The 25,185-nt window shown below is 60.7% G+C and carries 20 protein-coding genes and 1 pseudogene; 8 read left to right on the top strand and 13 right to left on the bottom strand.

What is annotated here, in order from left to right:
- Positions 1-622: 622 nt before the first annotated feature.
- A complete protein-coding gene (locus tag VIZ63_RS23510) occupies positions 623-1,327 on the top strand; it encodes a lasso peptide biosynthesis B2 protein (RefSeq protein WP_331612257.1) in 705 nt (234 codons plus the stop codon).
- Between the two features lie 9 nt (positions 1,328-1,336).
- Positions 1,337-3,193 carry an asparagine synthase-related protein gene (locus tag VIZ63_RS23515; RefSeq protein WP_331612258.1) on the top strand — a complete coding sequence of 619 codons (1,857 nt, stop codon included), beginning with the start codon at positions 1,337-1,339 and terminating at the stop codon, positions 3,191-3,193.
- Between the two features lie 65 nt (positions 3,194-3,258).
- Here the strand turns inward: VIZ63_RS23515 and VIZ63_RS23520 are convergent, their stop codons facing one another.
- Positions 3,259-5,397: a prolyl oligopeptidase family serine peptidase gene (locus VIZ63_RS23520; protein WP_331612259.1), complete on the bottom strand. Its 2,139-nt coding sequence runs from the start codon at positions 5,395-5,397 to the stop codon at positions 3,259-3,261.
- A 191-nt stretch (positions 5,398-5,588) separates the two neighbouring features.
- The gene (locus tag VIZ63_RS23525) at positions 5,589-8,135 is read right to left on the bottom strand and encodes a TonB-dependent receptor (RefSeq protein WP_331612260.1); all 2,547 of its coding nucleotides are present in this window, start codon (positions 8,133-8,135) and stop codon (positions 5,589-5,591) included.
- A gap of 249 nt (positions 8,136-8,384) precedes the next feature.
- Here VIZ63_RS23525 and VIZ63_RS23530 point away from each other — a divergent pair, with 249 nt between their 5' ends.
- On the top strand, positions 8,385-9,050 hold the full coding sequence (locus VIZ63_RS23530; RefSeq protein WP_331612261.1) for a hypothetical protein: 666 nt from the start codon (positions 8,385-8,387) through the stop codon (positions 9,048-9,050).
- Between the two features lie 367 nt (positions 9,051-9,417).
- Here the strand turns inward: VIZ63_RS23530 and VIZ63_RS23535 are convergent, their stop codons facing one another.
- From VIZ63_RS23535 to VIZ63_RS23570, 9 genes and pseudogenes are all read right to left on the bottom strand, one after another.
- Complete coding sequence (locus VIZ63_RS23535; RefSeq protein WP_331612262.1) at positions 9,418-9,849, bottom strand: YybH family protein; 432 nt, start codon at positions 9,847-9,849, stop codon at positions 9,418-9,420.
- Positions 9,850-10,112: 263 nt separating this feature from the next.
- Positions 10,113-11,918 (bottom strand): PQQ-dependent sugar dehydrogenase, encoded by a 1,806-nt coding sequence (locus tag VIZ63_RS23540; RefSeq protein ID WP_331612263.1) that lies wholly within the window; start codon positions 11,916-11,918, stop codon positions 10,113-10,115.
- A gap of 95 nt (positions 11,919-12,013) precedes the next feature.
- On the bottom strand, positions 12,014-12,868 hold the full coding sequence (locus VIZ63_RS23545) for a LytTR family DNA-binding domain-containing protein (protein WP_331612264.1): 855 nt from the start codon (positions 12,866-12,868) through the stop codon (positions 12,014-12,016).
- A 1,067-nt stretch (positions 12,869-13,935) separates the two neighbouring features.
- Positions 13,936-14,505, bottom strand: a complete 570-nt coding sequence (locus VIZ63_RS23550) for a demethoxyubiquinone hydroxylase family protein (RefSeq protein ID WP_331612265.1) — start codon at positions 14,503-14,505, stop codon at positions 13,936-13,938.
- Positions 14,506-14,523: 18 nt separating this feature from the next.
- Positions 14,524-15,078: a cysteine hydrolase family protein gene (locus VIZ63_RS23555; RefSeq protein WP_331612266.1), complete on the bottom strand. Its 555-nt coding sequence runs from the start codon at positions 15,076-15,078 to the stop codon at positions 14,524-14,526.
- A gap of 911 nt (positions 15,079-15,989) precedes the next feature.
- A complete protein-coding gene (locus tag VIZ63_RS25535; RefSeq protein WP_349261262.1) occupies positions 15,990-16,436 on the bottom strand; it encodes an HIT family protein in 447 nt (148 codons plus the stop codon).
- Between the two features lie 106 nt (positions 16,437-16,542).
- Positions 16,543-16,836 (bottom strand): annotated as a pseudogene (locus VIZ63_RS25730) (DUF4259 domain-containing protein); the annotation flags it as partial.
- 216 nt (positions 16,837-17,052) lie between these two features.
- Entirely contained in the window at positions 17,053-17,505 is a 453-nt protein-coding gene (locus VIZ63_RS23565; protein WP_331612268.1) for a tetratricopeptide repeat protein, read from the bottom strand.
- A gap of 64 nt (positions 17,506-17,569) precedes the next feature.
- Positions 17,570-17,998, bottom strand: a complete 429-nt coding sequence (locus tag VIZ63_RS23570; RefSeq protein WP_331612269.1) for a hypothetical protein — start codon at positions 17,996-17,998, stop codon at positions 17,570-17,572.
- Positions 17,999-19,210: 1,212 nt separating this feature from the next.
- Between VIZ63_RS23570 and VIZ63_RS23575 the strand changes: the two genes are divergently transcribed.
- Both VIZ63_RS23575 and VIZ63_RS23580 read left to right on the top strand, forming a co-directional pair.
- Positions 19,211-19,453 carry a hypothetical protein gene (locus VIZ63_RS23575; protein WP_331612270.1) on the top strand — a complete coding sequence of 81 codons (243 nt, stop codon included), beginning with the start codon at positions 19,211-19,213 and terminating at the stop codon, positions 19,451-19,453.
- A gap of 423 nt (positions 19,454-19,876) precedes the next feature.
- Positions 19,877-20,473 carry a hemerythrin domain-containing protein gene (locus VIZ63_RS23580; RefSeq protein WP_331612271.1) on the top strand — a complete coding sequence of 199 codons (597 nt, stop codon included), beginning with the start codon at positions 19,877-19,879 and terminating at the stop codon, positions 20,471-20,473.
- A 229-nt stretch (positions 20,474-20,702) separates the two neighbouring features.
- On the opposite strand, the gene VIZ63_RS23585 is transcribed toward VIZ63_RS23580, so the two are convergent.
- Positions 20,703-21,710: an ATP-dependent DNA ligase gene (locus VIZ63_RS23585; RefSeq protein ID WP_331612272.1), complete on the bottom strand. Its 1,008-nt coding sequence runs from the start codon at positions 21,708-21,710 to the stop codon at positions 20,703-20,705.
- 485 nt (positions 21,711-22,195) lie between these two features.
- Between VIZ63_RS23585 and VIZ63_RS23590 the strand changes: the two genes are divergently transcribed.
- The 3 genes from VIZ63_RS23590 to VIZ63_RS23600 all read left to right on the top strand — a co-directional run bounded on the left by VIZ63_RS23590 (position 22,196) and on the right by VIZ63_RS23600 (position 24,207).
- Positions 22,196-22,321 carry a hypothetical protein gene (locus tag VIZ63_RS23590; RefSeq protein ID WP_331612273.1) on the top strand — a complete coding sequence of 42 codons (126 nt, stop codon included), beginning with the start codon at positions 22,196-22,198 and terminating at the stop codon, positions 22,319-22,321.
- 248 nt (positions 22,322-22,569) lie between these two features.
- Positions 22,570-22,881 carry a hypothetical protein gene (locus tag VIZ63_RS23595; protein ID WP_331612274.1) on the top strand — a complete coding sequence of 104 codons (312 nt, stop codon included), beginning with the start codon at positions 22,570-22,572 and terminating at the stop codon, positions 22,879-22,881.
- Between the two features lie 6 nt (positions 22,882-22,887).
- Complete coding sequence (locus tag VIZ63_RS23600) at positions 22,888-24,207, top strand: NAD(P)/FAD-dependent oxidoreductase (protein ID WP_331612275.1); 1,320 nt, start codon at positions 22,888-22,890, stop codon at positions 24,205-24,207.
- A gap of 178 nt (positions 24,208-24,385) precedes the next feature.
- Here the strand turns inward: VIZ63_RS23600 and VIZ63_RS23605 are convergent, their stop codons facing one another.
- A complete protein-coding gene (locus tag VIZ63_RS23605) occupies positions 24,386-24,985 on the bottom strand; it encodes an alpha-ketoglutarate-dependent dioxygenase AlkB (RefSeq protein WP_331612276.1) in 600 nt (199 codons plus the stop codon).
- Positions 24,986-25,185 lie beyond the last annotated feature (200 nt).

The raw sequence follows: 25,185 nt of genomic DNA on the forward strand, positions 1-25,185 counted from the left end.
TCGGAGTTCGATTCAATGCGTCGCAGGCGGCCGTGCTTCGCCGGCCAATGCAGTTGCGAAGCGGGGCTCTGTTTATGCACGTCACTGTACACGCGGCTTGCCGCCGCCCAGCGGGCTCTCCGTCTCAATAGACAATAAGCCAGCTCTGTCACCATCGCCGGACTTTCCCGTCTGGCTACGAAAGTTACCGGTCGACCGCGATCTCGGACATTCTGAGTGTTCGCTCCTCCACTCCAACCTCTTGAATTCCCGGACCTCGCACCAGCGGTCATGGCCCTACGGCCTGCTCGCCCCAAACGTCGCAACCAACTCCGGCAGTACGCACACTCCACGTTCGTGCAGACCTGCTTGCACCGTCCTCCCAAGCACTGCAGCGTCTAACCCGCCACCGCGGATGGCATCCATCAACGCTGAGTGAGGAGATGTGTCATGAACGACGAACTGACTTTGATTGACCTGGGTGATGCAACTGTCGAAACCCGCGAGAAGCCGGGACCCAAGGAAGACAGCATCGGCGAACCAGCACTGTTCGTCGCTGACTGACGTCGTGCTGCGACCGGGGTGCGGTTGCGCATCCCGGTCCTCAACGAATCAGACGCAGCTTGGAATCGGACACAGCGCCATGGACAACATCGCCGCAGCCAGGTCTCGCTTCGCACTCTCGCCGGCCACGCGCGCCTGCTTCGGATCATCTGGCGCCGTCTTGCTCAGCTTGCAGCGCAATCGCTTCTATGGCTTGAGCCTGACAGATGCACTGATTCTCGAACGCCTGCTGCATGAAGGCTGTGCGAGCGATCACGAGCCTGCCAGCGTGCGGCAGTTCTTGAATGCTGGGTTGCTCGTGCGGTTCGACGCCGACCGGCCCTTGCCCCTGCCACCGCCCCTCAGGCTCGAGTCACCGCTCACCGCGGTACAGGCGACACAATCCCCATCCGCCATCACAGCGCTGACGCTGATGCATTTTGCCGGTGCCTGCGCATGGGCGCTGTGGGCTCTGAAATACAGTTCATTGGAGTCGACAGCACGCAGCGTGCGTGAGTTGCGTTTATCGCACGCCGAGCGCCGCGTCGATACGACGGACAAAGTGGCCGACCTCATCTCCATCTTCGGACAGTGCCGACGCCTCACCTTCACGGCGCGCGATCGATGTCTGTTTCACGCTCTGGCACTCACTCGATTCTTGATCCATCACGACGTTCCTGCCGTCTGGGTGATCGGTGTGCGACTGAGACCCTGGAAAGCGCACAGCTGGGCTCAATACGGGCCTGCCGTTCTCGACAGCACACCCGAACATGTCCACGAATTCCTACCGATTCTCATAAGTTAGTGAACAGTCGTGTTTCGCTATCTCGCCTGGGTCTGGCCGACGGCGTCCGCACGAGCGGAACAGCAGGCCCACGCGCTGATGCACCAGCTGTCACGCGCTGCAGGGTGGATCAACGCTGTGCAGGCCAATGGCGCGCACATCTGGTACACGGGCGCCGGTCGTACCATTGGCGAACCCCGCTGCTTCCCGCTCGGCGATGAGGGCGCGATCCTGGGTTGGCTTGCCGACTCCGACGCGCAGGTGGCGCTGCCGGAAGGAACCGTTGAACGCATCGCACGCACTGATGGCCGGGAGCTCATCGAGACCAAATGGGGCGACTACATCGCGTTCGTCCGCCCGCGGTCCGCCGACTCAATCCACATCATCAAAGACCCGGTCGGCGATCTGCCTTGCCACTGCACGCGCCACGGCGACCTGTACCTGTTCTTCTCATGCATCGCTGACCTCGTGCACTTGCTGCATTTCGTAGCGCGCATCGAGGAACGTTATCTTGTGCAGCGTATCCTGAGCGGCGGCGCCGATGCGAAGACGCACCCACTGCAGCAGATCTGGCCCGTACATCGTGGCGAGTGCATCACGTTACGGGACGCAGGCGACAGTCTGCAGCTCAAACGCCAGTTCTATTGGCATCCTGACGCCTTCACGGAGCCGGCGGCACGCATCGACGATGTTTCGTGCGCGGCCACGCAACTGCACGACACGGTGAGCTGCTGCACCCGCGCTGCGCTGAATGGACACCATCATGTCCTGCACCGGCTCTCTGGCGGACTCGATTCAACGATCATCGCTGCCTGCCTCTCTCAGGCACGCCCCGATCATCACATCCACTGCTACACCTACTTTGATCTGCAGGCCCGTAACGACGAGCGCCGATGGGCGCGCATCGCCGCCGAACATTTCGGACTGCCACACCTGGAACAAGCCTGCGATGGCGCCCGTGTGCGGCTGTCGGACCTCGGCACTGTGCAACCCTCCGTCGGTCCGGTGTTTCTCATGTCCGCACTCGAACGCGGCCGACTCGAGCGAGCTCTCGCGACTGAATTGCAGGCGAGTGCCGTGTTCACGGGACTTGGTGGCGACTCGGTGTTCGGCGGCGATTCGATCGGGCTCACCGCCCTGGAGTTCCTGCGTCATCATGGCCCGAGCCTGGAGTTCATACGCATTGCGGCGCGGATAGCACGATACAGCGACCGTTCGCTCTGGAATGTATTGGCACGATCGCTCCGACGCTGGCTCCTCGCCTCCCGGATGAAGGAAGATCTCGCTTTTCAGAGCGAAGCCAGCACGCTGGCTGAGCCATCGCTGCGAGAGCCGATGCGGCCACAGCAGCGTTATCCCCACCCCTGGTTTGACCAGCGGGCTGAGATTCCGTGGTGCACGATCCGACGATTGGGCGCCCTGCTCTATCCTCCTCAGCACTACGATGTACTGCTCAACCTCGATGCGTCCGTCCCGGTGATCCGCTCACCCTTGTACGCTCAGCCGGTGGTCGAGTTGCTGCTGCGTGTCCCTCAGTACCTGCTGTTTGACGGTCGCGAACGGGGACTCGCGCGTCACGCATTCGTGCAGGAGCTGCCCGCAGCGATCTACGAGCGGCAATGGAAGGACCGCGCCACCGGCTACTTCGACACGCTGATTGAGAACAATCGCGACTACTTGCGCGAGCTTCTGATGGAAGGACGGCTGGCACAGAGGGGCTTGCTAGACCGCCGTCGTGTCGACGCTGCGCTTTCGAGTGGGTTGACCCGAACGCACACGCTACCCGGCGAGATTCTTCGTCATATGGATACGGAAATCTGGCTTCGCACCTGGGACGACGTCGCACGGGCGGCAACACCCCATGCGCAGCGGCCATTGGAAGCGTGAACGAAGGCTGACTCGCACGACCCGACGGGGTCGCAGCCACGGCAAGCCGTGCGAGCGCCCTCGGCTCAGCGCGGGTCGGCGCGAAGCAGCGAGCTCGTGACGTGCTTGTCGTGCAGGATCCGCAACCGCTCCCACATCGCGTACTGCGCCTGCTTCATCGGATGCGAGTCGCGTTCCTTCTTCAGCCAGAAGCACCACCAGTCGAGCGCCCGTTCCTGCAGCGCGCGCAACTGCCTCGGATTCTGCAGTCCGTGACTGCCGTGTTCGACATCGGGGACGAAGTAGTACTCCACTGGTTTTCGCAGGTATCGAAGACGGCTGAACAATTCCCAGCCATTCAAGGGCAACCCCGGCGATGAGCGGGTGATCAGCAGCGGCGCGTGTATGCGCTCCGTATTCATCGCTGGCGAGTGCTCAAGCCAACGCTTCAGCCCTTCGCCGAACGGTGGTGCGCCAATCATTTCCTGTCCCGACGCAAAGTCCCAGTTGGACATCGCCGCCTGCAGGTAACTGCCATCCTTGTTGTCGTCGGTCAATGCGGCCGCATAGGTGAAGCCGCCGCGCGTAAGTGCATAGGTCGTGATCCAGCCCGACGCTGAAAATCCCATGATGCCCACCGCCGCCCGCTCAACCATCCCGCTGGCCACCAGGTGCTCGATCTGCTCTTCGAGATCGTCGAGCACCTGTGAAATGTCCTCGATCGCTTCGCCACGCGAGGGGCCGTGCAGCACGAAAATATCGCGACCCGCCAGAGCCTGTGCGATGTAGGCCGACCGTCCGGGCCCCAATGGCGGTCCTGCATGCCCGTAAATCGAAAACTCCTCGCGCGGAGTGAATCCGTAGGTCTGCACGACCAGCGGATAACGTTGCCCGGGCCGGTAGTTCAGCGGGTAATACAAACGCCCTTCCCAGGCCCGACCATCGCCGGTCTTCGTCCGAATCCACTCCACCCGTCCGAGTCGCGCCTCATTTAGTTGCGGATTGGGGTCGAACAGAACCGCCTCACCCGTGCGATCCCGACCCACCAGACGGGGCGGCTGGTTCAAGCCTTGTCGTATTTCGATGTGAAGGATCTCCGAGGCTTCATCCGGTGGACTCTTCGTCGCTGCGTCCAGCTTCCAACCGCGTCCCGATCGACGCCAAACCATGCGCTCCCCGCCGACGAGTACAGCCTCGATCTGGTTCGGCGCCGTCCATGTCAATTCGCGGAGTTGTCGCGCAGCTTCATCGGGCAGCGGCAACCGTTCGAACCGTCCGGTTGCCACGTCGACAACGGCGACAGCGTCACCGGCCAGACCCGATACATCCGCCTGCACAAGCGGCAGGAACGTGGGGCCCAACACGAGGTGCCGTCCATTGGGTGCCCAGGCCATTCGCGTGCGACCTAACCCATCGACGGGTGCGTCCCACAGCGGGCGCGCAGTTGCGGTCGCCGCATCGATGACGAAAAATTTCTGAAACTGCCGCGCATAGAACGACTCCGGATCACTCTGGCGAGACGTCCACATGTCACGAAAATGCGGCTGCGTGTAGCGCACCCACTCTGCCGTGATTTGCTGGTCAGACACGGTGTGTGGTGTCGCGATCGAGCGCGTGTCCGGCGAGTACACAGGCGCCACCAACGGCAGGTAGCGACTCACAATCTCACCGCCGACGAATGCCACGCGCCGCGGCATCGGATGCGACGGCGTGATCAGGAAGCGATCGTGCATCATCCAGTCCCAGGCCCCACGCACCCCGCCATTCAACAACTCCAGCACATCCTTGTCGTTGACCGCGAAGCCCTCCCGTTGCCGCACTTCCCCACGGCCTGCATCCCGGGGCACCGCTGCGCTGTAGAGCAGCGCGCCTGAAGCGGCCGCAAAACGAATGACCGGGGTATGCGATCGAGTCAGCGGCGATGCGTGTCCGTCATCCACGTTGACCTGCATGACCTGCCGCACTCCGGCTTCGTCCTCCCAGAAAAATCCGATCGTCTGATTATCCAGCCACACCGGGATATTCCCTGCGGTCGTGAGTTGGTCGGAGCCGAAGCGCCTGGCGTATCCGACGCCCAGCCCGCGCGTGAACAGGCGAACCAGCGGACGCGGACGTGCCTGAGCCAATGACGCACGTGTGCCTGCAAGGAGCTGTAACCAGACCCCATCGCGCGCGATATCTCCCGTCACCAACAGAATTGCGTACCGTTGTCCGTCCGGTGACATGAACACTCCCTGACCTCCGCGATCCGTCATGAATCGCGTCGTCTCGATCCCCTCCGCGACAGTGAGACCGCTGGCAGTTCCCTCCGCTTGAGGAGCGTTGCTCCCAATCATCATCAGTGCTGCAACCAGAGCCAATCCACTACGTCGCGCCAGCCCGTGCGACTGGCGCTTGCTGCTATCTCTTTGCATGATCAGAAACGCTTGGACAGATTGAGGTAGCCGAATCGCTGACGCAGATCGCCCTGCGACAGATCAAAGCCCAACGGCGTACCGATCTCGGAGAACGGCGGTTCCTCATCGAACAGGTTGGAGACGCCGGCCTGCAACGCGAAGCCTTTCAGCCAGGGACTCCACTCACCGCGCCGAAAGTCGAGACTCACCTGCAGATCCGTGAGCCACTGCGATTGCACTTCGCGTCCGGTCCGCGCGCCCGTAAATGTCGCATCGTCATAGGAGGGGATGTAGCGGCCGGACAGTGACGTGCCCCATGGACCGCGCTGCCAGCTCACACCCACCACCCCTCGCCACGACGTGATCGTGCCATCGGCATTCGCGACATCCATGCGGTCCACTGCCGGCGCACCAGGCGCGCTACCTGCCCTGTAGCTATCGACCCAAGTCAGCGTGAGATTGGGCAGAAAATCGCCCCAGGCGCTAGTGAGCGACCAGTGCGCCGCCAGATCCACGCCCGATGTCTCGAGTGTTCCGAAGTTGATGCGCGAGCTGTCGACGCTGATCAATGTTCCTGCGACGCCGGCCGCAGTATCCGCTGGTGTCGGCGCCGCCCGCACCACGCGTTCGGGAAACAATGCTTCGTTCGCAAGAACCAGTTGCTGCGAGAAGATGCGCACCCGGTCATCGAGCGCGATGTTCCAGTACGTCGCACCGATTTGCAGGCCACCGAACGCCGACGGTGACCACACGAACCCGGCACTCCACGAATCCGCGGTGATTGGCGCGAGGTCAGGATTGCCGCCAGAGATCACCGTGATGATTGCGGTCTCGTTGTTGCGCCGTGGATCGACAACCGTGGATCCTGGCACCGTGCGTCGCGGGCTGTAGAGCTCGAACAGTGACGGCGGCCGGAAACTCGTGCCGTACGTTGCCCTCACCTTCACGCTATCGGTGGGTAACCAGGTCAGGGTCGCCTGCGGATTGAACGTGCCGCCGAAATCGCTGTATTCATCGTGGCGTGCTGCCAGGCTGAGTGACAAACCCTGCACGCCGGGGATCGACATGGCCGCATTGACCAGGGGTACACGCACTTCCGCAAATCCTGCCTTCACTTCGCGGCCGTGATCGACGAAGACAAGGCCGTTGAACAGGATGCTCTCGGCCCGGTACTCACCCCCGATGACAACGTCCAGATCACCCGACGGCAATGTCGCAAGCGATCCGCGGACGAATGCGCTCCAGTGCTCCGCATCCGATTCGTACCGGCTGATCACCGGGTCGGCAAGCAGCGACGCCAGCAACTGCGGCGAGCCGCCCGGCCCATCCTGAAACGGATTGAGGGCCAATGACGGATCGGTTGATGCGAGCGAGGCAGCCACCCGCGTTGCACTGGCAGCGTTCTGCGTCCACGAACTCGACCGTTCTTGACCGTTCAGGTAAGCCACCTCCCAGTCCCACGAGCCGAGCGCACCACGCACGCCCGCTACTGCGCGCAGCGACTCCGAGTCCACCACGGCGAGCTGCGGACCCAACCCGGTCAGCAGGAAGTTTGAATTCACGGCGACATCAAAAGGATTGAACGGATGAGTGGCCGGCACCAACACATTGGACAGCGCCGACGGCGGTGACTGCGTCGTCTGCTGACGGTCCGTATACAGTGCTTCCACAAAAGCACTTGCGGATTGCGTGAAACGAAACTCCGCGGTTCCCATCGCGCTCGCACGCTCAGACTCCGGCATCACCGATGCGTAACGCGCCAGGCTCTCCAGATTGCGCTGCCCGCTGGTCGACGAAAAATCCGCCGGTGTCAGTCCTACACCCGAACTGCCATCCGGCACCGCGGCACGCGTGGAGGTCAGTCCAGGCAGATTGGCCGTACTGCGCGAGGTCACGTTGCCGGGATTCGCATTGGCCGAGCGCTGATCCGTGCTTCCGAAACGGGTGAAATTCTGATCGCGCCACCGATCGCGTTTCTCGCCCAGGAGAAACTCACGCTCGAAATAGTCCAGCACCAGCGTTCCGCTGAAGCGCTCACTCGACAGGCCACCGGCGATCGACGCACGTCGCTCCTCTGCGCCGCCCGACGCCGAACCCAGGCGCAGGTCTGCATCAACACGGTCCAGATCGCGCTTCAGGATGATGTTCATCACACCACCAACGGCGTCTGCGCCGTACACGGCTGATGCCGCATCCGACAGCACTTCCACCCGCTCGATCGCAGAGACTGGAATCGTATTGAGATCGAAGGCATTTGATGCTGCATTGGCCGCGGTTACAGATGCACGTCGCCCATTGATCAGCACCAGCGTCGTATCCGTCCCCAGACCGCGCAGCTCCACGAACTGAGCACCGCCGAATCGAAAATCCTCACCCCGTGTATAAGACTGTTGCGGAAGGTACTTGAGCAGTTCCGGCACCGTCGAGATCCCCAGTTCCTCGATCCTGGCCTGATCGAACACCGTCGTCGGCAGTGCGGCCCCCTCACCGCGCAAACGCGACCCCGTGACAATTACTTCCTCCAGCTCGATCCGCGTATCTTCGCTAGCGGCGAACGGGTTGCTCACGCAAGCAACGCCTGCTACGACAAGCATCATCCACCGCATCGGCCGTCCCACTGATCTCATTCCGTTCTCCCCTGTTGTAGTGCCTGGTCATGTCCAGGTGCCGCGCGTGCTATGCGCGACTGGAAGACTGAGTCGGACCAATTGATCAGATGGGGGACGAAGTATTTCTCTCTTCTCTTGTCCCCATTTTCGCTGCGCACCACGACTACGACAGATCGCCGCGGAAACGCGCACACCAGGAGGGAGACGATGGAATGGTCTTGCGTCCGCACCTCATCAGCGCAGGTCTCATCGGCGATTGCTGCCGATCGCATGCATCGCAACGTCATCAGTGTCGTGCTGCAACACTGGAAAATCCCCCGAAAGCTGGACCCGCTCGCCGGATCACTGCATCAACGCCTGCATTGCCTCGACGTGCGCTGCCTCGTCGCCGATCCCTGGCGATGCGTCATCACGCTGTCATCGCGGATGGCTCGACGTGCCACTCAAGGATTGCCTCTCCAACGCGAGCCGCTGCATGTTGCACACCTGCTCGACCAGCTACGCAGATACATCACCCGTCTTCCCGGCCCACATCGCGCTGCACTGGAGCAACTACTCACGTCCGGCAACCGAATCAATCCCACCACCCTGGATCTGCCGCCGCTGCAGGTAACCTATCTGACGCAGGCCCGCGCATTGATGCGCTGTGAACGCGAGAGTGACGACAACGACTGCGACGGCAAAAGAGACAGTACGAACACTCTCTTTCCACCACTCAACGAAGCCAAGTCCGCCGCCTTCTGGACACTGCACTACGGCGCACTTGGCTACTTCGAGCGCGAAGAATTCGCACACTGGTTGCGCCACTCCCCCGTTCACGTCCGCGAGCTGCTGCTCGCCTGCATCGATGACGTGTTGCTTGGAATGCTGTGAACTGACCGAGCCGTACTCGCGCGCCTCCAATGCGGATCTGTCCGCCACGTATACTGGCCTCACTGGCGAACTGGAGTTTGATCGCGTGACACGACGGACAAACGTTTCAATCCGACTGGGTATGGTTGCTCTCGTCACGTTCGGTACGCCGGCGATTCACGCGGCGGACGTGCCGACTCCCCCAGAACTGAGTTCGCAGCGCGCTCCGACGATCGACGATCGCGAAATCGCGAAAGTCGTGCGCTTCCGCATCGAAAAGCAGCGTCGCGCGACGTCCGCGGTCGTCGGCGTGCTGCGCCCTTGGGGCGAGCCTCATCGTGTATCAGTCCAAGCGCGGACCGCACGCTGTCGAGCCGCGATGCAAGGGTCAGGCATCGTCGCGCCGCAGGATTCCCTTCAAGTCACTGAAGCCAATTGGCGTAGAGGTGTGTTCGTGGACGATCAACCAGCGATCGTCTTTTCGCTGGAGTGCCCAGGTGAGCCGATTCTGCATCGAGCGAATTTCCAGGCCATCCGTCGAGTGGGCGGCATATCGACCCGTTGCTGAAAGCACGGCCAGCTCCTGAGCGACGACAACGTTTACTTCGTCGAAACTTACTCTGACGCGCTCCTCACCCAACGACGCGAACCATCCCTCGATAGCCTGTCTCCGCGAGGCAGTTCCCTCATAGGACCAGACTCCCCACGTATCGTACACGCGCGCATCCTGAGTGTAGAGCTGCAAGAATGCGTTCACGCTTTGGTCATAGACCGCTGCTTTATAGGATTCAAGAATGGCCATTGGCGTATCTACATCCATCTTCTCGCTGCTCCAGTGTGAGGGTTCCGAGTATCAGACCAGGGGTTGCTCTCGTGCCTGAGGTCACTCTGCAGGCGCGCGTTTCGCGCTAGATCGTCCCCGCTTTAGTTGACACCTTTGCATGAGAGATTCTGCTCATACACCTCAGGCGTCATGTATCCGATCGTGGAGCGGAGTCTATGCTCGCTGTCGAAGTGGGTACACGCACTGATGATCTGCAGGGGACTGCGCGCCAGGGCCGCGCATCCAATTCGCGATGTGCCTCACTGCGGCACCAGTCGATAGATCCGCCCGTTCGGTTGGTTCAACGCGATGTAGGGCAATCCGTCCGGGCTGACCGCCACGTCGCGAATGCGACCCACGTTCCCGAGGAGCACGTCTTCGTGAACGACGCGACCATTGTCCAGGCGGAGCAGTTTCAGTTGTTGCTGAGCCAGCGTGGCGATCAGCAGACGATTCTTCCACCTGGGGAAACGATTGCTCGAGTAGAAAGTGAGTCCTGAGACACCGGGCGAGGGACTCCAGTGAGCGCGCGGCGACTCGATGCCATCTCGCTCCGATTCGTGGCTGATGATCGTGCCATCGTAATTAGTCCCGTGAGTGACGAGCGGCCAGCCGTAGTTGCGACCCGGCAGGATCCGGTTGAGTTCGTCGCCGCCTTTCGGGCCGTGCTCGGTTTCCCACAGTTCATGTGTGGCGGGATCGATCGTGAGTCCCTGAGGATTGCGGTGACCCCAGCTCCAGATGGAGGGCACCGCCTTGGGGTCGCCAATGAGCGGATTGTCGACCGGGATCCGGCCATCGTCCCGAATGCGATGGATCTTGCCAAGCGGATTGCTGAGATCCTGCGCGTTCTCCTGGTGGCCTCGCTCGCCGATGCTGAAGTACAGATCGTCACCGAGGAAGGCCAGCCGGCCACCGTAGTGCGCGCCTGAACTGATGAAGAACTCAGGGGCAGCACGATAAATCAACTGTTCGTCGACCCATCGTGTGCCGCGGATTCGTCCACGGACGATGGTAGTCGCTGCTGCGTCTTCGCCATGCGGCTCGGCGAAGCTGAGATAGATCCAGCCGTTCGATGCGTACTGCGGGTGCTTCTTCACGCTGAACAGCCCGGCCTGGTCGCCCATTGCAAACCGTATGCGCGGTGTTCCCTCGATGGACACCATGGCGTGCCCATCCCGAAGCATCCACAGAAGACCGCTCTTCTGTGTGGCCAGCAGGGATCGCTCGTCGAGAAACTCGAGAGACCAGAATTCCCCATCGATCTCGGCCACTTTCTCCACGTGAAAACGCTGGTCGGCTGCGTGTACCACCTCGTTCGACACGTCGAATGATTGTGTGATGCCATCGTTCGTCCCTAGCGCGTCACTCATCGTGAAACTGTCGAGATTGAACACGCCGCCGCCTTCCATCCCGATGATGCAGAGGCGATACACCCCTTGCAGCTCGCGTGACAGACCGATCCGCTCGGTCTTGAACTGCGTCCATCCGCCAGTCAGCGATGTGATCTTTTCACCGAGCGGCGTGCGCGCTCCATTGCCGAAATCCGCGGAGAACGCGACGAGCGCGAAGCGTCGGGGAGGCTCGCCTTCACCTTTGGCGTAGCGATACTCGATGCTGCGAACGCCGCTCAAGTCGATGCCGTCGTAACAGAGATGGCTGCCGCGATCGACGTACTGCAGGAACCGCGTGTCGCCCTCCTGCGCAATGGCGTACCCGGCCGACCGATCGGCGCGCAAGGCTTCGGCTTCGATCGTTCGTCCGATCATCGGGGTAGAAGTGCTCGCGATGCGTATGAACCGCGCCAGTTCCAGCGCCTGCTGGTCGTTCAGCGCCCGCTTGAACGCAGGCATGCCCCGGTTCGTGCGACCGCTGAGAATCGTCTGTGCCGTTCGCCGGTCATCGGCTGCCTGGATCAGGGTCGAATCGCGAAAGTGGGTTGCCGGGTTCGCTGAATGGCAGCCGGCGCACAATTCCGAGTACCTGGCCGACGCGTCGGCGAATGCGGTCTGTATATGGAGGAGGAACGGGATCAGGCAGGCAAACGGCAGTAGCAGCGGTCTCATGGGCGATCACGTCTTGTAGGGGACGACCAAGGCGGTCGTCGTCCAAGATCCTGAAAGCGCTGCAGGGAATCGAGTGCGGTGTGACGAATCGAAGCTCAGCGGGATGAATCCATGCCGGCTGCAAGTTCCTGATTGTGCCCGAGGAGTTCGGCGCGACAGCCCTTGCTGAGCGGCAGCGTATGACCCGATCTCAGATGGACGGTGCCGTTGCTCGATCGGTGCGTCCGGATTCGTGCGATCTGGTCCACTCGCACCAGGTGCGAACGATGGATGCGCACGTAGTCACTGGGTGGCAGTAGCTCCTCGAGTTTCCCCATGGTGCTGCGAACCAGGAAGCGCTGATTGCCCGCCCAGAGCTCGATATAGTTTCCGGCAGCGCTGGCGTGCTGGACATCAGACAGCCGGATCAGGCACTGATCCGCTCCCTTGCTCACGAGTAGCGTCTCCGGACGTGAGGGCTGCGCGCGGGCAGCTGTTGCAGGTGGTTCGATCGAAGCCCGCGGGGCTCGTCTCAAGAGAACTCGCCACAGCAAATAGATCACGAGTGCCATCGCAACGAAGCGCGGCCAGAAGAGCGCAAGACTCGAGATGACCGGTCGCGTACCGGTCAGTTGATCGATCGCAGTGGGTGCAAGTGCAGCGATGAAGGCGAGCGCAACGCCCGCCAGGGTCTGCTGGTGCCATGGGGCTCGCGCATCCAGATTGCGGAACATGCGAAAGGCCAAAGGCGTCAATGGCAACCAGACACCCCATTCTCTGAAAGAGAGCGCGGCCGTTCGCGTCAGGTTCGGTGTGATTGCCGCTACCCAGACCTGATAGGAGAGGCAGTAAAGGCATGTTCCAGCAATGAAGATCAGAACGGCCATGACACCGAACTTGATCTCTTCTCTACTCGGCCCCAGTTGCTCGGTAAACAGGCTCGAAAATCTCGTCGACACAGTGCCGCTCATCAACGCGCGTCCAGTGGAGTCTGAGCCAGACCTGGCACCTACCTATATACAGATGTGCGCTCGATCCGGCCAGACAACGCAGATCAGATGGCGGTGCCACCCGGTGTTGACGTGCAAGGCAGGTTAGGCGGGACACGCAACGATTCGCGCCTCTGGCGTTGAATAGAACGGCGCTTCGCCATTGCGAGCCGGAACGAGCGCCTTGTTATCAGTGCACGACATCGGAAGGCCCAGCCACTCAGAGCGCGGTTGGATGACCTTCTTTCTGCCTGCTCCGCACAACACCAACAATGATTGCTCCAAGCGCCCCTTCAATCGCGGCCAACACGAACAAGGCCGACGCCATATCCGAGTTCCCGCTGGCGAGGCACGCGAAAGCGGCAGCAAGAACTACCCCAACTGCAACACTCCAGGATTTCCAGGTAAAGACTCGATTCATGACTGGCTCCCGTCTGTAGTTCTGCACTTATAACGCCGCCGCTGTACCGCGAGCAAAATCGCATCGCTTGTGCGAGTCGGGCATCCAAACAGCGCGAACTCGATTCGCTTGGCAGGCCACTCTTGACCCTGACACCGCCGTCAGCGCACGCGTAATGAACACGGACGCTAATACGACTGCCGCGATGAGAGCAAGTGGGACGAGTAGAGGCATGAACTGGGCAGCTGATGCGTCACCAGCGGCAGGCGTGTCCAGCCTGACCGCGTGCGTCCTGATTGGCAGAGACAGCAGAACTCCGAGCACACCGAAGGCGATTATAGCCAGCCATACAAGTCGTTCATTCCTCCGATAGGGAGGAGAAAAGCATGCACCGAAGTACGCGCCAACCCATACAAGAAGACCAATACCCAGCGCTCCTGCGACCGTTGAATCCAACCATTCCGGCAGCGAAGCCGAGGGAGATGCTAGACCAGCGATCCGACGATGCCATTGGTTACAACCACGGCCACTGCCACCGCACATGAAGCGCCCACTGCGATACGAGATGGAGTGATCGTGACTCTCTGCCTGCGTCCGTCATCACGCCCGTGCGTCTTCGCACGTCGCATGCATGGCATTGTTGGGCGCCTCACAACTTGGTCGAAAGCCATATGGCAAACCCCGTAGCTCCCTTGACCAGCCACCTCAGTACCCGGTAAAGGCCCCGACCCTCCCCCCCATTCTTGACCGCATGATCCTCATGCTCTTCCTCGTCCCGGCGGATCGACTCGACGGCGGCCCAGGCTTCTGGATCAGCCCTTGAGAGAACTGCAACCTGATGGTCCAGATGCTGATTGACGGTATTCTCGATGGCTGCGGTACATACCCAAATCGCCTTCTTCCCCAGGAGCGCTGTAAAGGCGCCCAGCATCCAACCGCCGACCATCCATAAAGGTAGCGCGTAGCACGATCGAATACCGCGCGCCTGGAGGAGAGAATCGAACGTTCGAAAGTGGCGCAATTCGTGCTCGAGCATTCTGTTCAAATCAGGGACACAGTCAGGATGGAGAATCTTCGCAATCGCGATCTGGCTCCGATAGATCCGGATTGCGCCGCACTCACCCGCGTGATCCACACGAAGAATCCGATCTACCGTCTGGACATTCGCCATCTGGTGCTTACGCCCACTGTTCATGCTCAGGCGCGTGCGTCCTTGCACGTCGACTGCAGCGCGTTGTCAGAGCGCACTGAGCAAGCGATCCGTAGTTGTGATGGTTGCGTATTCGCCTTCAAGGTTGGCAAGTGCCATTGCATGAACCTCTTCTGCAGTTCGTTTGGTTCCAGCGTAGTCAACCTTGTCAAAAGCGAAAGTGGCATCCGATGCGACCTGGGTGTCGAAGCCGAGATTTCCGGCAGTGCGAGCAGACGCCTCGACGGAACTGTTCGTGCTGACCCCAACGATAACGAGCTTCGTAATACCGCGCACACGAAGCCATCTCTCAAGCGCCGTATTTATGAGTGCGTCCGGGACATTCTTCTCGACCACATGCTCGCCTGGCAAAGGAGCGAGCGCTTCCTGAAACTCTGCCCCTGGCTGACCTGGCCAAAAGGGGGAACCGACGGTTCTGGAAATATGCCGGACGTGTACCAGCGGAGCACCAACCTTGCGCCAAGCTCCAAGCAAGGCTGCGATGTTCCGTTCTGCCTCCGGATTGTTGCGAGGACCTGCTGATGACGTGGCCATACCTTTCTGCATGTCGATAATGACCAGAGTCGGTATTTCTTTGTGCATCTCTTGCGCTCCAACGCTGCGGCCGTGCCGCGAATACCGGCGCCTCGCCGGTGTGAGTCGGAACCAGCCGCTGGTTATCCTCCGGTGGCGGCACTGGCGGCGGCGGTGTCTCAACGTGGCAAGTTCCGTCCGATTCTTCGAACTGACGCAGCTCGATAATTGCGCCGATCGCCACTTCCCGGTTTGCCATTCCGAGATGGCCGTAATTGTCCGCGGGGCCCAAGCGTGGCGTACACGCGGGCGAACATGATTCGGCTACCGCCGACTTCCGGCACTCCGCTAATCATTGCTTCGAAGTCAGGAGGAGCAGCCACGATCCACCATTTTTCCAGCGGATTATTGGGTAGTGGAACAAAGAATGCCTCTTCGAATCCCAACCTGATGCAACCAGTGTATTCAACTGGGTCATCAGGAATCGCAGCAGCGCTCCGAGACTCGCAGGCACAGCAAAGACCGACGCCAATCATCGCAAAAGCTTTTTACGACTACGTCGCGCATTGTTGAGGGCTAAACGCTCACGCTAACCCGCCGGCACCGCGCGCGGTGCGGACCCACAGGAGCTAGCCTTTGGGGCGTCGGCGTTGAGCATGTTGTTGGGCTCTTCGAAACGCCAGCTAGTGCACTAGTCCGGCAAAGAGTTCCGGCTTCATCGCAATGCACAGTGCGATCATGCCGCCGATGGCCAGGCCCATAAGCGAACCAGCCGCGACTCCACGCCAAAGCATCTTTTGTTCACCGTTCGTCATTTCACACCTCCAAAGTTATTGCCGATCACTACGCTCGGTGTTGCCTCCATCTCAGGCCGCGCCCGGCGTGAACCCAACACGCGCATTCCGGGACGAGGGCCAGACCCACGAGCACAGCTCCAAACTTGCGGGAGGAGTCCATACACGTGTTGTTGGGCTCTGACACTACCGGAGAGCCGCCCGGAGACGGCCAGCCATTTCGAGACGTTCTTCGGCTCGGTAAAGCGTCTTATTCCCTCCATGAAGACCATCACCGCGGAAACGCGGGAACACGTGAAGATGGAAGTGCCACACGTCTTGATCGCCGGCAGGCCCATTGTGCTGACGCGTGGAGATGCCCTCACACCCAAATGCCTCCCGCATCGCGCCCGCTACAAGACGGGTCGCTCGAAAGAAGTCACTGCCAAGGTTATCCGGAATTTCCAGCACGTTCTCGTAATGAAGCCGCGGTGCGATCAGGCAATTGCCCCACAAACCTCCGTAGTGATGCAGCGGAACAAAGCAAAACACATTCGCCTCCACCAAGATAACGGCTGATTCTGGAGCTGGCATCGGCAGGGACGCAGCTACGCTGCAGAATGGGCACTCATAACCGATCGGTGCGTTCTTCATGATGCCCGACGTCGCGAATAAGCTTCGAGCAGAACGCGAGTTGTGCGAGTCGAGCACGCAAGGCGTGCGGGCTTGATTCGCTTGTTGGACATCTGCCAATGCATCGCTACTTGCCCTGAGACCAGAGCTGCTTCAGCTCTGGGATTTCTGAGTCTTGGATTCGCACCAGCGCCTTCTTCGCCAAAGGCGCGAGTTTCGCAAGGTCGACCGATTGTTGTCTCTGTATCCAAACGCGAAGTTCAGACGGAAGATCAGGGTTTGGCTTGCCGACTGCGGCCGCAACAACCTCAGCTGCGGCGATTGCCGCTGAACCTTCGGGTGCTTCGACATAGTCAGGCTTAAGGACTGCATTAAGCACCTGTGCGACTGGCGTGATGTCCTTTGCTTCCGCGCATTCGGCAACCCAATCCGCGCGTCGTCATGCTCGAAGTTGCCTTCGCCCCGTGCGCCTGCGAAAGTATATGAAGCGAGTAAAGACAGAACTACCAGTAGCGTTGCTTTCATTGTCTTACTGCCCAACCGCCGTGGGTAAGCCGCAAACAAGGTGCATTGCACCTTGTGAGTCGCGCAGCGCGCGCGAACTTCACCCACTTGTTGGGCCTCTGTTCTGGCATGACTACTTGTCTAGATAACCTTCAACGCCAGGAACGAGCACGTTCAGCTCGATGAAGGCCATATAGTCTTTCACGGACTTGCGGTAGTAGGGCTCAAGGCGACAGGACTCCTGAAATTTCTCCACCGCCTTCTCCCATGCTTCGAGTCGAAAATGGCACCGACCCTGCCAGAATTTTATGAGAGCAGATCCTGGATAGAACAACTCACTGTTTCCCAGTATTTCCAGTGCCTCTTGATACCGCCCACGGTCGTAAGCACTCTCAGCCAGTGCGCTCCATTCCAAGCCACCCTTTGCTTTGTTCTTTTCGCTCTTACGTGCGTCCGCGTAGGCCAAGACTTTTGAGATAAGCAGCAGCGCAAAGATCAGCCAAACGGCAATCTCGATGCTCTGGAGTGTTCCGGATAGCTCCACGTGAAGTAACAGGTCCCGAGCAAATGAGGAATCGTGTTCCATGCCATTCATGCCCAACGATAACAATGAGCCGCGCGGGCGCTACACGTCAAATCGAGCCTTGGTTTCACCGCGTCGGCTCCATTGTTTTGTTAGCAACGTGGAAGTACGACCGCCCTAAGTAGAGAAGGTGTAGCCCACAAAAGAGCGGAAGCACGAAGTACAAGATGGCTTCACGATCAAATGAGCCGTCATCGATCCAGCCCAACGTTAGGGTCAGAAGGCCCACGCTGTAGAGAGCCGCCATTTTTCCTCTGGACAGGAGCCTTCGACCACCGAATACGAAGGAAAGCATGCTCACGAGAGCAAGGATTCCAAGAGCTGCGCCGAAGAGTGCCAACCAACCCTGCGATGATGACTGAGCCTCATGGCCCGACAGCACCATGAAAATAGGGGTCATGACCACAACGGCCAGCATCCACAACAGCGGAAAGGCAAGCGGCAGGAAGCAGACGGCAACCTCGACAGCTAGCAATAGTCTTTTGGTTCTGCTCATTCGAGTTGCTAACAGGTATTAGAACGACAGAGTCGTCCGGACGTTCTTGTTATTGATGACAGATCTAGGCGCCTGTTTCATAAACGTTCTCGTTGTTTGCTGTCCGTATATTAACGGCTATCCACAAGATTCGGTCAACACGGAAGTTGCCGCTATTTGTGGTCCACACAAGGAGCGACCACTTCTGGCATACCGCCCCAACCCAGCCTCCGCGCTTGCCTGATCAACACCGTCTGTGTCCGCTGGCACTACAGCCACGAACGATCGAAGCCAGTCGGTACCGGGTTCGCCAGTCACTCTGTTCCACGGCAAGCTACACCCACGGCTTGTGCAGCCGCTGGGCGAGCTGACCGGGTTACGCAGAGTTCAGCGTCGGTACCGCGTGCCCGTGGTCCTCACGGTGGATGAAGTTGCGCGAGTGCTGAACCATATGACATGCACGTCGGCACTCATGGCCGTGAACACCGCAGCCGTGGCAGGTGTCCTCATCTTCCACGTCCGCTCGTGGCTGCAAGCGCCGTCGAGCCGCGCATTGAGAATCAAATCCGCTGACGAGATCGACCCGCAGGGTCCGTGATATCCGCATGGCGGCCGACTCTGCACCGTAACGGAAGAAACGGAGGGGTAAGTCATGGGACGTGCCATCCGATGCACATGCAGCCATTGCCAGCGGGACGTTTACTTTGATCCGACTGCCGCGTCTCTCGACAGCCTATCGACACTTCCATGTCGTGAGTGCGGCAAGCGCGGGATGGTCATTACACTGAATGCCGACCAGCCGCCGGATGCGGAATTGCTGGGTTCGCAGGATTCACCGCCTACGACTGAGCAACCCTCACGCGCGGATGTCGATCAGCTGGCGCGAGATTGAAGCCCTCAAGCGAAGGACCGCCCGAAGGTCCGCCTGTGGGCTGTGACATCCGCGATCGTTGATTTCGTGTTCACGCGCATCGCAGTGCAGCGCCACCGGCGGTGGCGCTGCCATGCTGCGTGCTGACCGGGAATCAACCCCCGTTTCTCCATCTGCATCCTCGCTTCGTTTGATTGATGACGCAGCGAATCACACCGAGCATCACCGGGCCGTCGCGCGTATCGAACTTTGGTTCTCGCTGCGCGTAGAGAGAAAGCAGCCATCTGGTGGCGATATCGCAATGCCGGGACCACGTGCCCGAAAGGGCCGGCCGACTTCCTCGAACTATGCGGAGAGGTGCAATGTCCACATCATCAATCCATCCCACCCCGGATCCCGACAAATTCAGCGGCGGGCCCGGACGCAGCAATGAACCTGCCACGGAGCAACGTTATGCACCGACAACGCTTCTGGATATCGCCGACGCTGGCGAGGACTGGGTACGCGCGAACCCCTGGGGAGCACTGGTCGCTGCTGCAGGTATCGGGTTTCTGTTTGGCCTGATCATGAGCCGCGGCGAGTCGCAACGGCCTTGGGAGCGATGAAATTGCCATCTTCAATGTCAATGGAATCGGTCAATGGAATCGGCAGCGTCTGCCTCGTCTGATCGAATGGCTGACTCGCGAATCGTCGGAACTGCTGAATGCGGTATTGCAGCAGCGTCCGGTCGAAGCCGACGTCGGTTGCTGGGTACGCGATCAACAAGACCACAAGGTGAAGACGGCCGGCGCCAACGTGCACTGGGCACCGACAACGGTCTGCAATGCAAGGCTGGCCCGCACGTGCAACGCAACATCAGCGCCTGGACATAGCTTGCTGCGAGCGTTTCCACCTCGCGTCGGCTTGATTCGCCGGACTCGGTTAATCCCCACACGTCTGCGGAACACAGTCACAGAATCGCGTATTACGCATCGCACGCGCACCCGCGCGTTTGCGCCTTTGATCCCCTAAACATCAGGTGAAACACCATGGCCAGAGCAACCCAGCCCCGCGCGTCGGGCCAGGCAGCAGACGCAATCACTTTGTTGAAACAGGACCATCGAGAAGTCGAGACATTGTTTGAAAACTTCGAGGACGCCGCTTCCGGTGAAGCAGGCACCATTGCTGAACAGGTCTGTCAGATGCTGACGGTTCATGCCGAGATCGAAGAAGAGATTCTCTACCCTGCGGCCAAGGAGGCCTTCGAGGACGAAGAGGACCTGGAACTGGTCAATGAAGCCAACGTCGAGCACGCCAGCGCCAAGGAACTCATCGCCCGGATCGAAGCGATGACGGAGGATGACGAGCTCTTCAGGGCCACCGTCAAAGTCCTGGGGGAATACGTGAAACATCACGTCAAGGAGGAAGAGAACGAGCTTTTTCCGAAGCTGAAGAAGACCGGTATCGATCTCGCGGATCTGGGGGTACAGCTCCAGGGGCGGAAGGCGCAGCTCGAGGCGGACATCGGCCTTGCCGAGACCATGGATGTGGCTGCCGAGGAGGACGACGATACAGATGAAGACCAGCCCAGCGGGCGGCGAGCCACCCGAGCGAAAGCCGGCACGCGACCACCGGCAGCACGCTGAGGGGGGGCCAGTGCCCTGCGGCAGCGGAACGTTGAGGCGACCGCAAGGTCACGACACACCAACTGGAATGCAGGAGGCGGCCGCAGCCGCCTCCTGCTCCCTTGCTTGTCCCGGCCTTTGGCACCTTGATTATCAGGATGCGTACCGCTGACGAGAGATCAGCAAACGGCCGCGAGCGCTACCCCTGCGGTAAGTCAGTCGCCCGCTGCACGACCTCACGTATCCGACACTAGCCCCCTGCCACGATTCGCTTGATCAATGCCGACGGTCTTGCGGGTGGCCGCAGTTGATCGCAGGTGCACTGTTCAGCCGGCTTGTCGGGACGCCAGCGTAACAATCGCGTACCGTGTCGAAAGCGTCCATCGGTGACCTGGTCGTAGAGAACTTCGACGACCAGGGTCGGCCGCAGCGGCTGCCACTGTGCCGAGCGTTCGGTGCTCCAGCGGCTCGGTCCGCCAGGAGCATCACCGGTAAATCCCGGTGGTTCAATCAAGGGTTGGAGACGACGCGTCAGCGCAGCACGATCTGCCGAGGCAATCGATGACGTAAATCCGACGTGATGCAGCCGCGCACTCTCATCGTACAACCCCAGCAACAGCGACCCCACCTGCCTGGTCCCTGCTCCATATCGAAATCCGCCCACAACGCAATCTGCCGTCTGCAACGGCTTGACCTTCAGCATCGCACGCTCACCGCAGCGGTACACACCGTCCACCGGTTTGGCGATAACGCCGTCGAGCGCGCTGCTACTGCGATCCAGCCACTGCTGGGCCTGCCTGTACTCGCGCGTGAAGGGGCTCAGTCGTAGCCCGCTATCCGACGGAACCTTGGCGAAGAGCCGCTCCAACGCGTCGCGCCTTTCAGTCAGCGGCCGTTGCAACAGATTGGTCCCACGGGCGTTCATCAGGCAATCGAAAGCGATCAGCAACGCGGGCGTCGCCTGCGACAGCTTCTTAATGCGAGTTTCCGCAGGGTGCAATCGTTGCTGCAAAGAATCGAAGGACAGTTCCCGCCCCAACGGAATCACCAGTTCTCCATCGATACAGAAGCGAGGGATCGCAAGGGCAAGCAAGGCTTGCGTTACTTCCGGAAAATAGCGCGCCAGGGACTTTCCCGATTTTCCGCACAGGGCGACCGCGCCCTCATCCTTCCATGCGAGGCACCGAAAGCCGTCCCACTTCGGCTCGAACTGCCAGCCATCATCGCGGGGCAGTTCCGACACTCGCTTCGCTTCCATCGGACGGATCCCAGCCAACGTCAACGTTGACTGCTTACGTGGCTGCGAAGGGGAGTGGCGTGTGGGCATAGGGTCCCTTGGCTTGACTCCCGCTTCGGGGATGAGATGAAAACGTGGCTCGCTGTGATCAGTTCCGTCTGGTGTCAGCGAGAATCAACCGCGCAGCTTCTGTCCCACCGCTTCTGTAGTGGTTGGGGCATATGCACGCTGGCCTCACGACACATCCATATGTTGTGCCGTGGGCATGGCCCGCTACGGTGCACACGGCAGTGCAGCCGACCTTAGGAATCAAAGGTTGCCGGAACTGTATTGCGGATTTCCCAGAGTGGGGGGCAAGGACCCGTCCCCTACCCCGTCGCCTGCCTGCCGCAAGCATGGGCCGCCGGCGCCGCATTCCTGCTCTTGCAGGCGAGCCTCGGCCTGTGTGTCGATGGACGCTCCAAAACCGTCCACATTACGCGGCCGGTAAGGCATAGAAGCCCTTCATGTCACGGATCTGGCGGTCGGCGATGGCAACGATCGATCTCGAGTTCCGCAAATCAGGAGATGAAGTCTTCGTCATCACGAAGAAGCAAGTTCAGACCGAAGTTCCCGTGCTGACCGGTGCTTGAGGGAATTGTGCCGACTGGCGCGTAGCAGATGATGAGCTTCGCAGACGCGCGGGCATGACGGTCAGTTGACCCCTGCGAATACGTCACCTGCCTGAACCTGTCGAGCTGGAAGATCGGAAAGCCGAAGCGCTCGAAAGGCCGGCACAAGAATGAAACCGCGTCATTCATCGACGCGACCGAGGAAGCTCGAAGGAACGTTGCGGGATGTCACTGCGTTTCACGGCGCATGAGTCACAGGAGATTTCGCCATGCCCCAAGGTGATAAATCCAGTTACACCGCCAAGCAGAAACGCAAGGCGCAACATATCGAAGCAGGCTACGAGCACGCGGGTGTGCCGAAGACAGAAGCACAGCGCCGGGCCTGGGCCACGGTTAACAAGGAGAGCGGTGGCGGCAACAAGTCGGGGTCCGGCCGGGGCGTCAGGGACACCCATGTGTCTGCACGCAAAGGTGGTCGTCTCGGCGCTGCTGCCTCTGCCGCGCGGCCGGCGTCAGCCCGCTCCGCCTCAGCGCGCAAGGCAGCGAAGACCCGCAAACAGCACGAGCATCGGGCCCATTAGTTGTCCGTGGTCGAGTCAGGTACTGTCGACTGCGTCATCGTCGGCGCGGGTGCCGCAGGGCTGGCCGCCGCCAATGAACTGTGCAGGCATGCGAGGTCTGTCTGCGTGCTCGCGGCCCGCAATCGAATCGGCGGACGGGTATTCACTGTGCACGAGTCGGGTACATCCGTACCCATCGAACTCGGAGCCGAATTCATCCATGGCGAATCGGCATGCACGTTCGGGCAACTGCGTGCCGCGGGCGATGTGGCCATCGATGTCCCGCTGCGTCGCTGGATACTGCGCGACCGACACCTGCGTCCCGCCGACGTCGTCTTCGACGCATTGAAGCGGCAGTTGCGGCAAGTCCGAAAGCCACGCGTCGACGTATCGCTCGCCGCTTTCCTGGACAAGCATCGCAGCTCGCTATCTCCTTCCGTGCGCGCTCTCGCAAGCATGCTGGCCGAAGGTTTCGACGCGGCGGACCCACAACGTATTTCCGCACTGGAATTACTGCAGGAATGGTCGGGTGGAGCGGCAGCGGATGGGCCAACATTTCGGCCAGGTCGCGGCTATGGCGCGCTCATCGACTCGATGCATGCCTCACTTGATCCGCGTCGCGTCAGTTTGCGACTCGGGACAATCGTCCGACACATCGAATGGCGCAATGGTCGGGTGGTTGTCCACGCTACCCGCCATGGCGGTGCGGTGCGGATCCAATCGCGCCGCGCGATCATCACGCTGCCACTCGGCGTGTTGCAGCTGTCGAAGCAAGCCGATCCTGCCGTGACTTTCCTGCCGGAGCTCGGACAGAAGCGCAACGCGTTGCGGCAACTCGCCGTCGGCGCGGTGATCAAGCTGGTGCTGCGATTCGATCACGCCTTCTGGTTCGAGATCGCCAGGGGGCGGTATCGGGAAGCCGCATTTCTTCTCGCCGCCGACGCGCCCTTTCCAACCATCTGGACGTCCCTGCCGGTTCGCGCGCCGCTACTGGTCGCCTGGGCCGGCGGGCCGAAGGCGGTCGAGTTGATGTCGCTGACCCAGGATCAACTGCTCGGTCGTGCTCTGCAGACGCTGCGCATGTTGTTCGGCCATTCCGTGCCGCTGGAACGACATCTGCAATCCGTTCACTGGCACGACTGGCAGCACGACGCGTACGCGTGCGGCGCCTACAGCTATGCGCTCGCGGGTGCCGCACGCGCCCGAGCGTCGCTGCGGCGCCCCGTCAGCAATACGCTGTTCTTCGCTGGCGAAGCTACGAGCGAGAACGAATCGGCGAGCGTCGGCGGTGCCATCGGCAGCGGTCGTCGCGCGGCAATCGAAGTACTGCGCTCGGAAGATTCATGAGCTGTGTGACCCATGACCCGCATCCGACAACGGAAAAATCCGCTCGCACAGGTTCCATCCTGACCTTGCGCGTCGCCGCATGTTCCTGCCGCGACTGCCCGGTGTGGAAAAACGCTACGCAGACAATGATCGAAGTCTGCTCATCGATCCACTGGTCGCTCCGTCCAAAAGTGCCGCATCATCCACGCGCCCCGAAGCCGGCGGCACGCGTCCTGAATGTGATCGAGTAGCGTAATTGCCGGACCGCGGGCACGCTGTGCTGCCACTTCCAGCGTGCGTCGCCGCTCAACACGTAAGCGGACCGTGGCCGAGGTTCGATAGCGAAGATGTCGGCCTTCTGCGCCGGGTTCCAGGGATAGCGGCGAAAGCGGATCCGACACGCGGACAATAGTGAGATGGCGACGACGCTTTCGTATTCAGGTACGTCCCGATGCCATCCGAGCGGCGTGCCTGGTTGATACTCCGAGACCAGGGCCTGCACGAATGCCGCGGGCTCGACGCCGATCAAGCCGGCAGCGCGACGCCGCACTGGCTCAAGAAATGCCGGGATGTCCGGCGCCGGTGTGAGCACTTGCTGCTGAAAATCGTAGCCGGCACCGTAATTCACCGTCCGGCGCCGCGCGAGGTACTGACGATAGCGGGAGTGCGCGAACGGCAGCTCGGCGATGACCACCAGCAGGGAGCGCTCTTCATCCACAGACAGGAAATCGTTCCGGTACGACAAGCCTTGCGGCCATTCATCAGGATGCTCCCGGGGAAACAGATCGCTTTGTTGCATGCGGCAAGGTGGTTCAGTGGGTGATTCGGTGATGACGTTCCATGCCGCTGGCGGTGATGGGGATTCGAGGAACAACGACACGGGAGTCAGGTTTCAACCTTGGGCCGGTCGCTGCGAATCACAAGAGCAACCGCAATTCGGGTCGCGACCGCGCTGATTGATGGGACGACGCATTCGCCTGCGCCGACCGGCATCCCCCG

It is taken from the genome of Povalibacter sp. (genome assembly GCF_036520495.1).
GTDB lineage: Bacteria > Pseudomonadota > Gammaproteobacteria > Steroidobacterales > Steroidobacteraceae > Steroidobacter.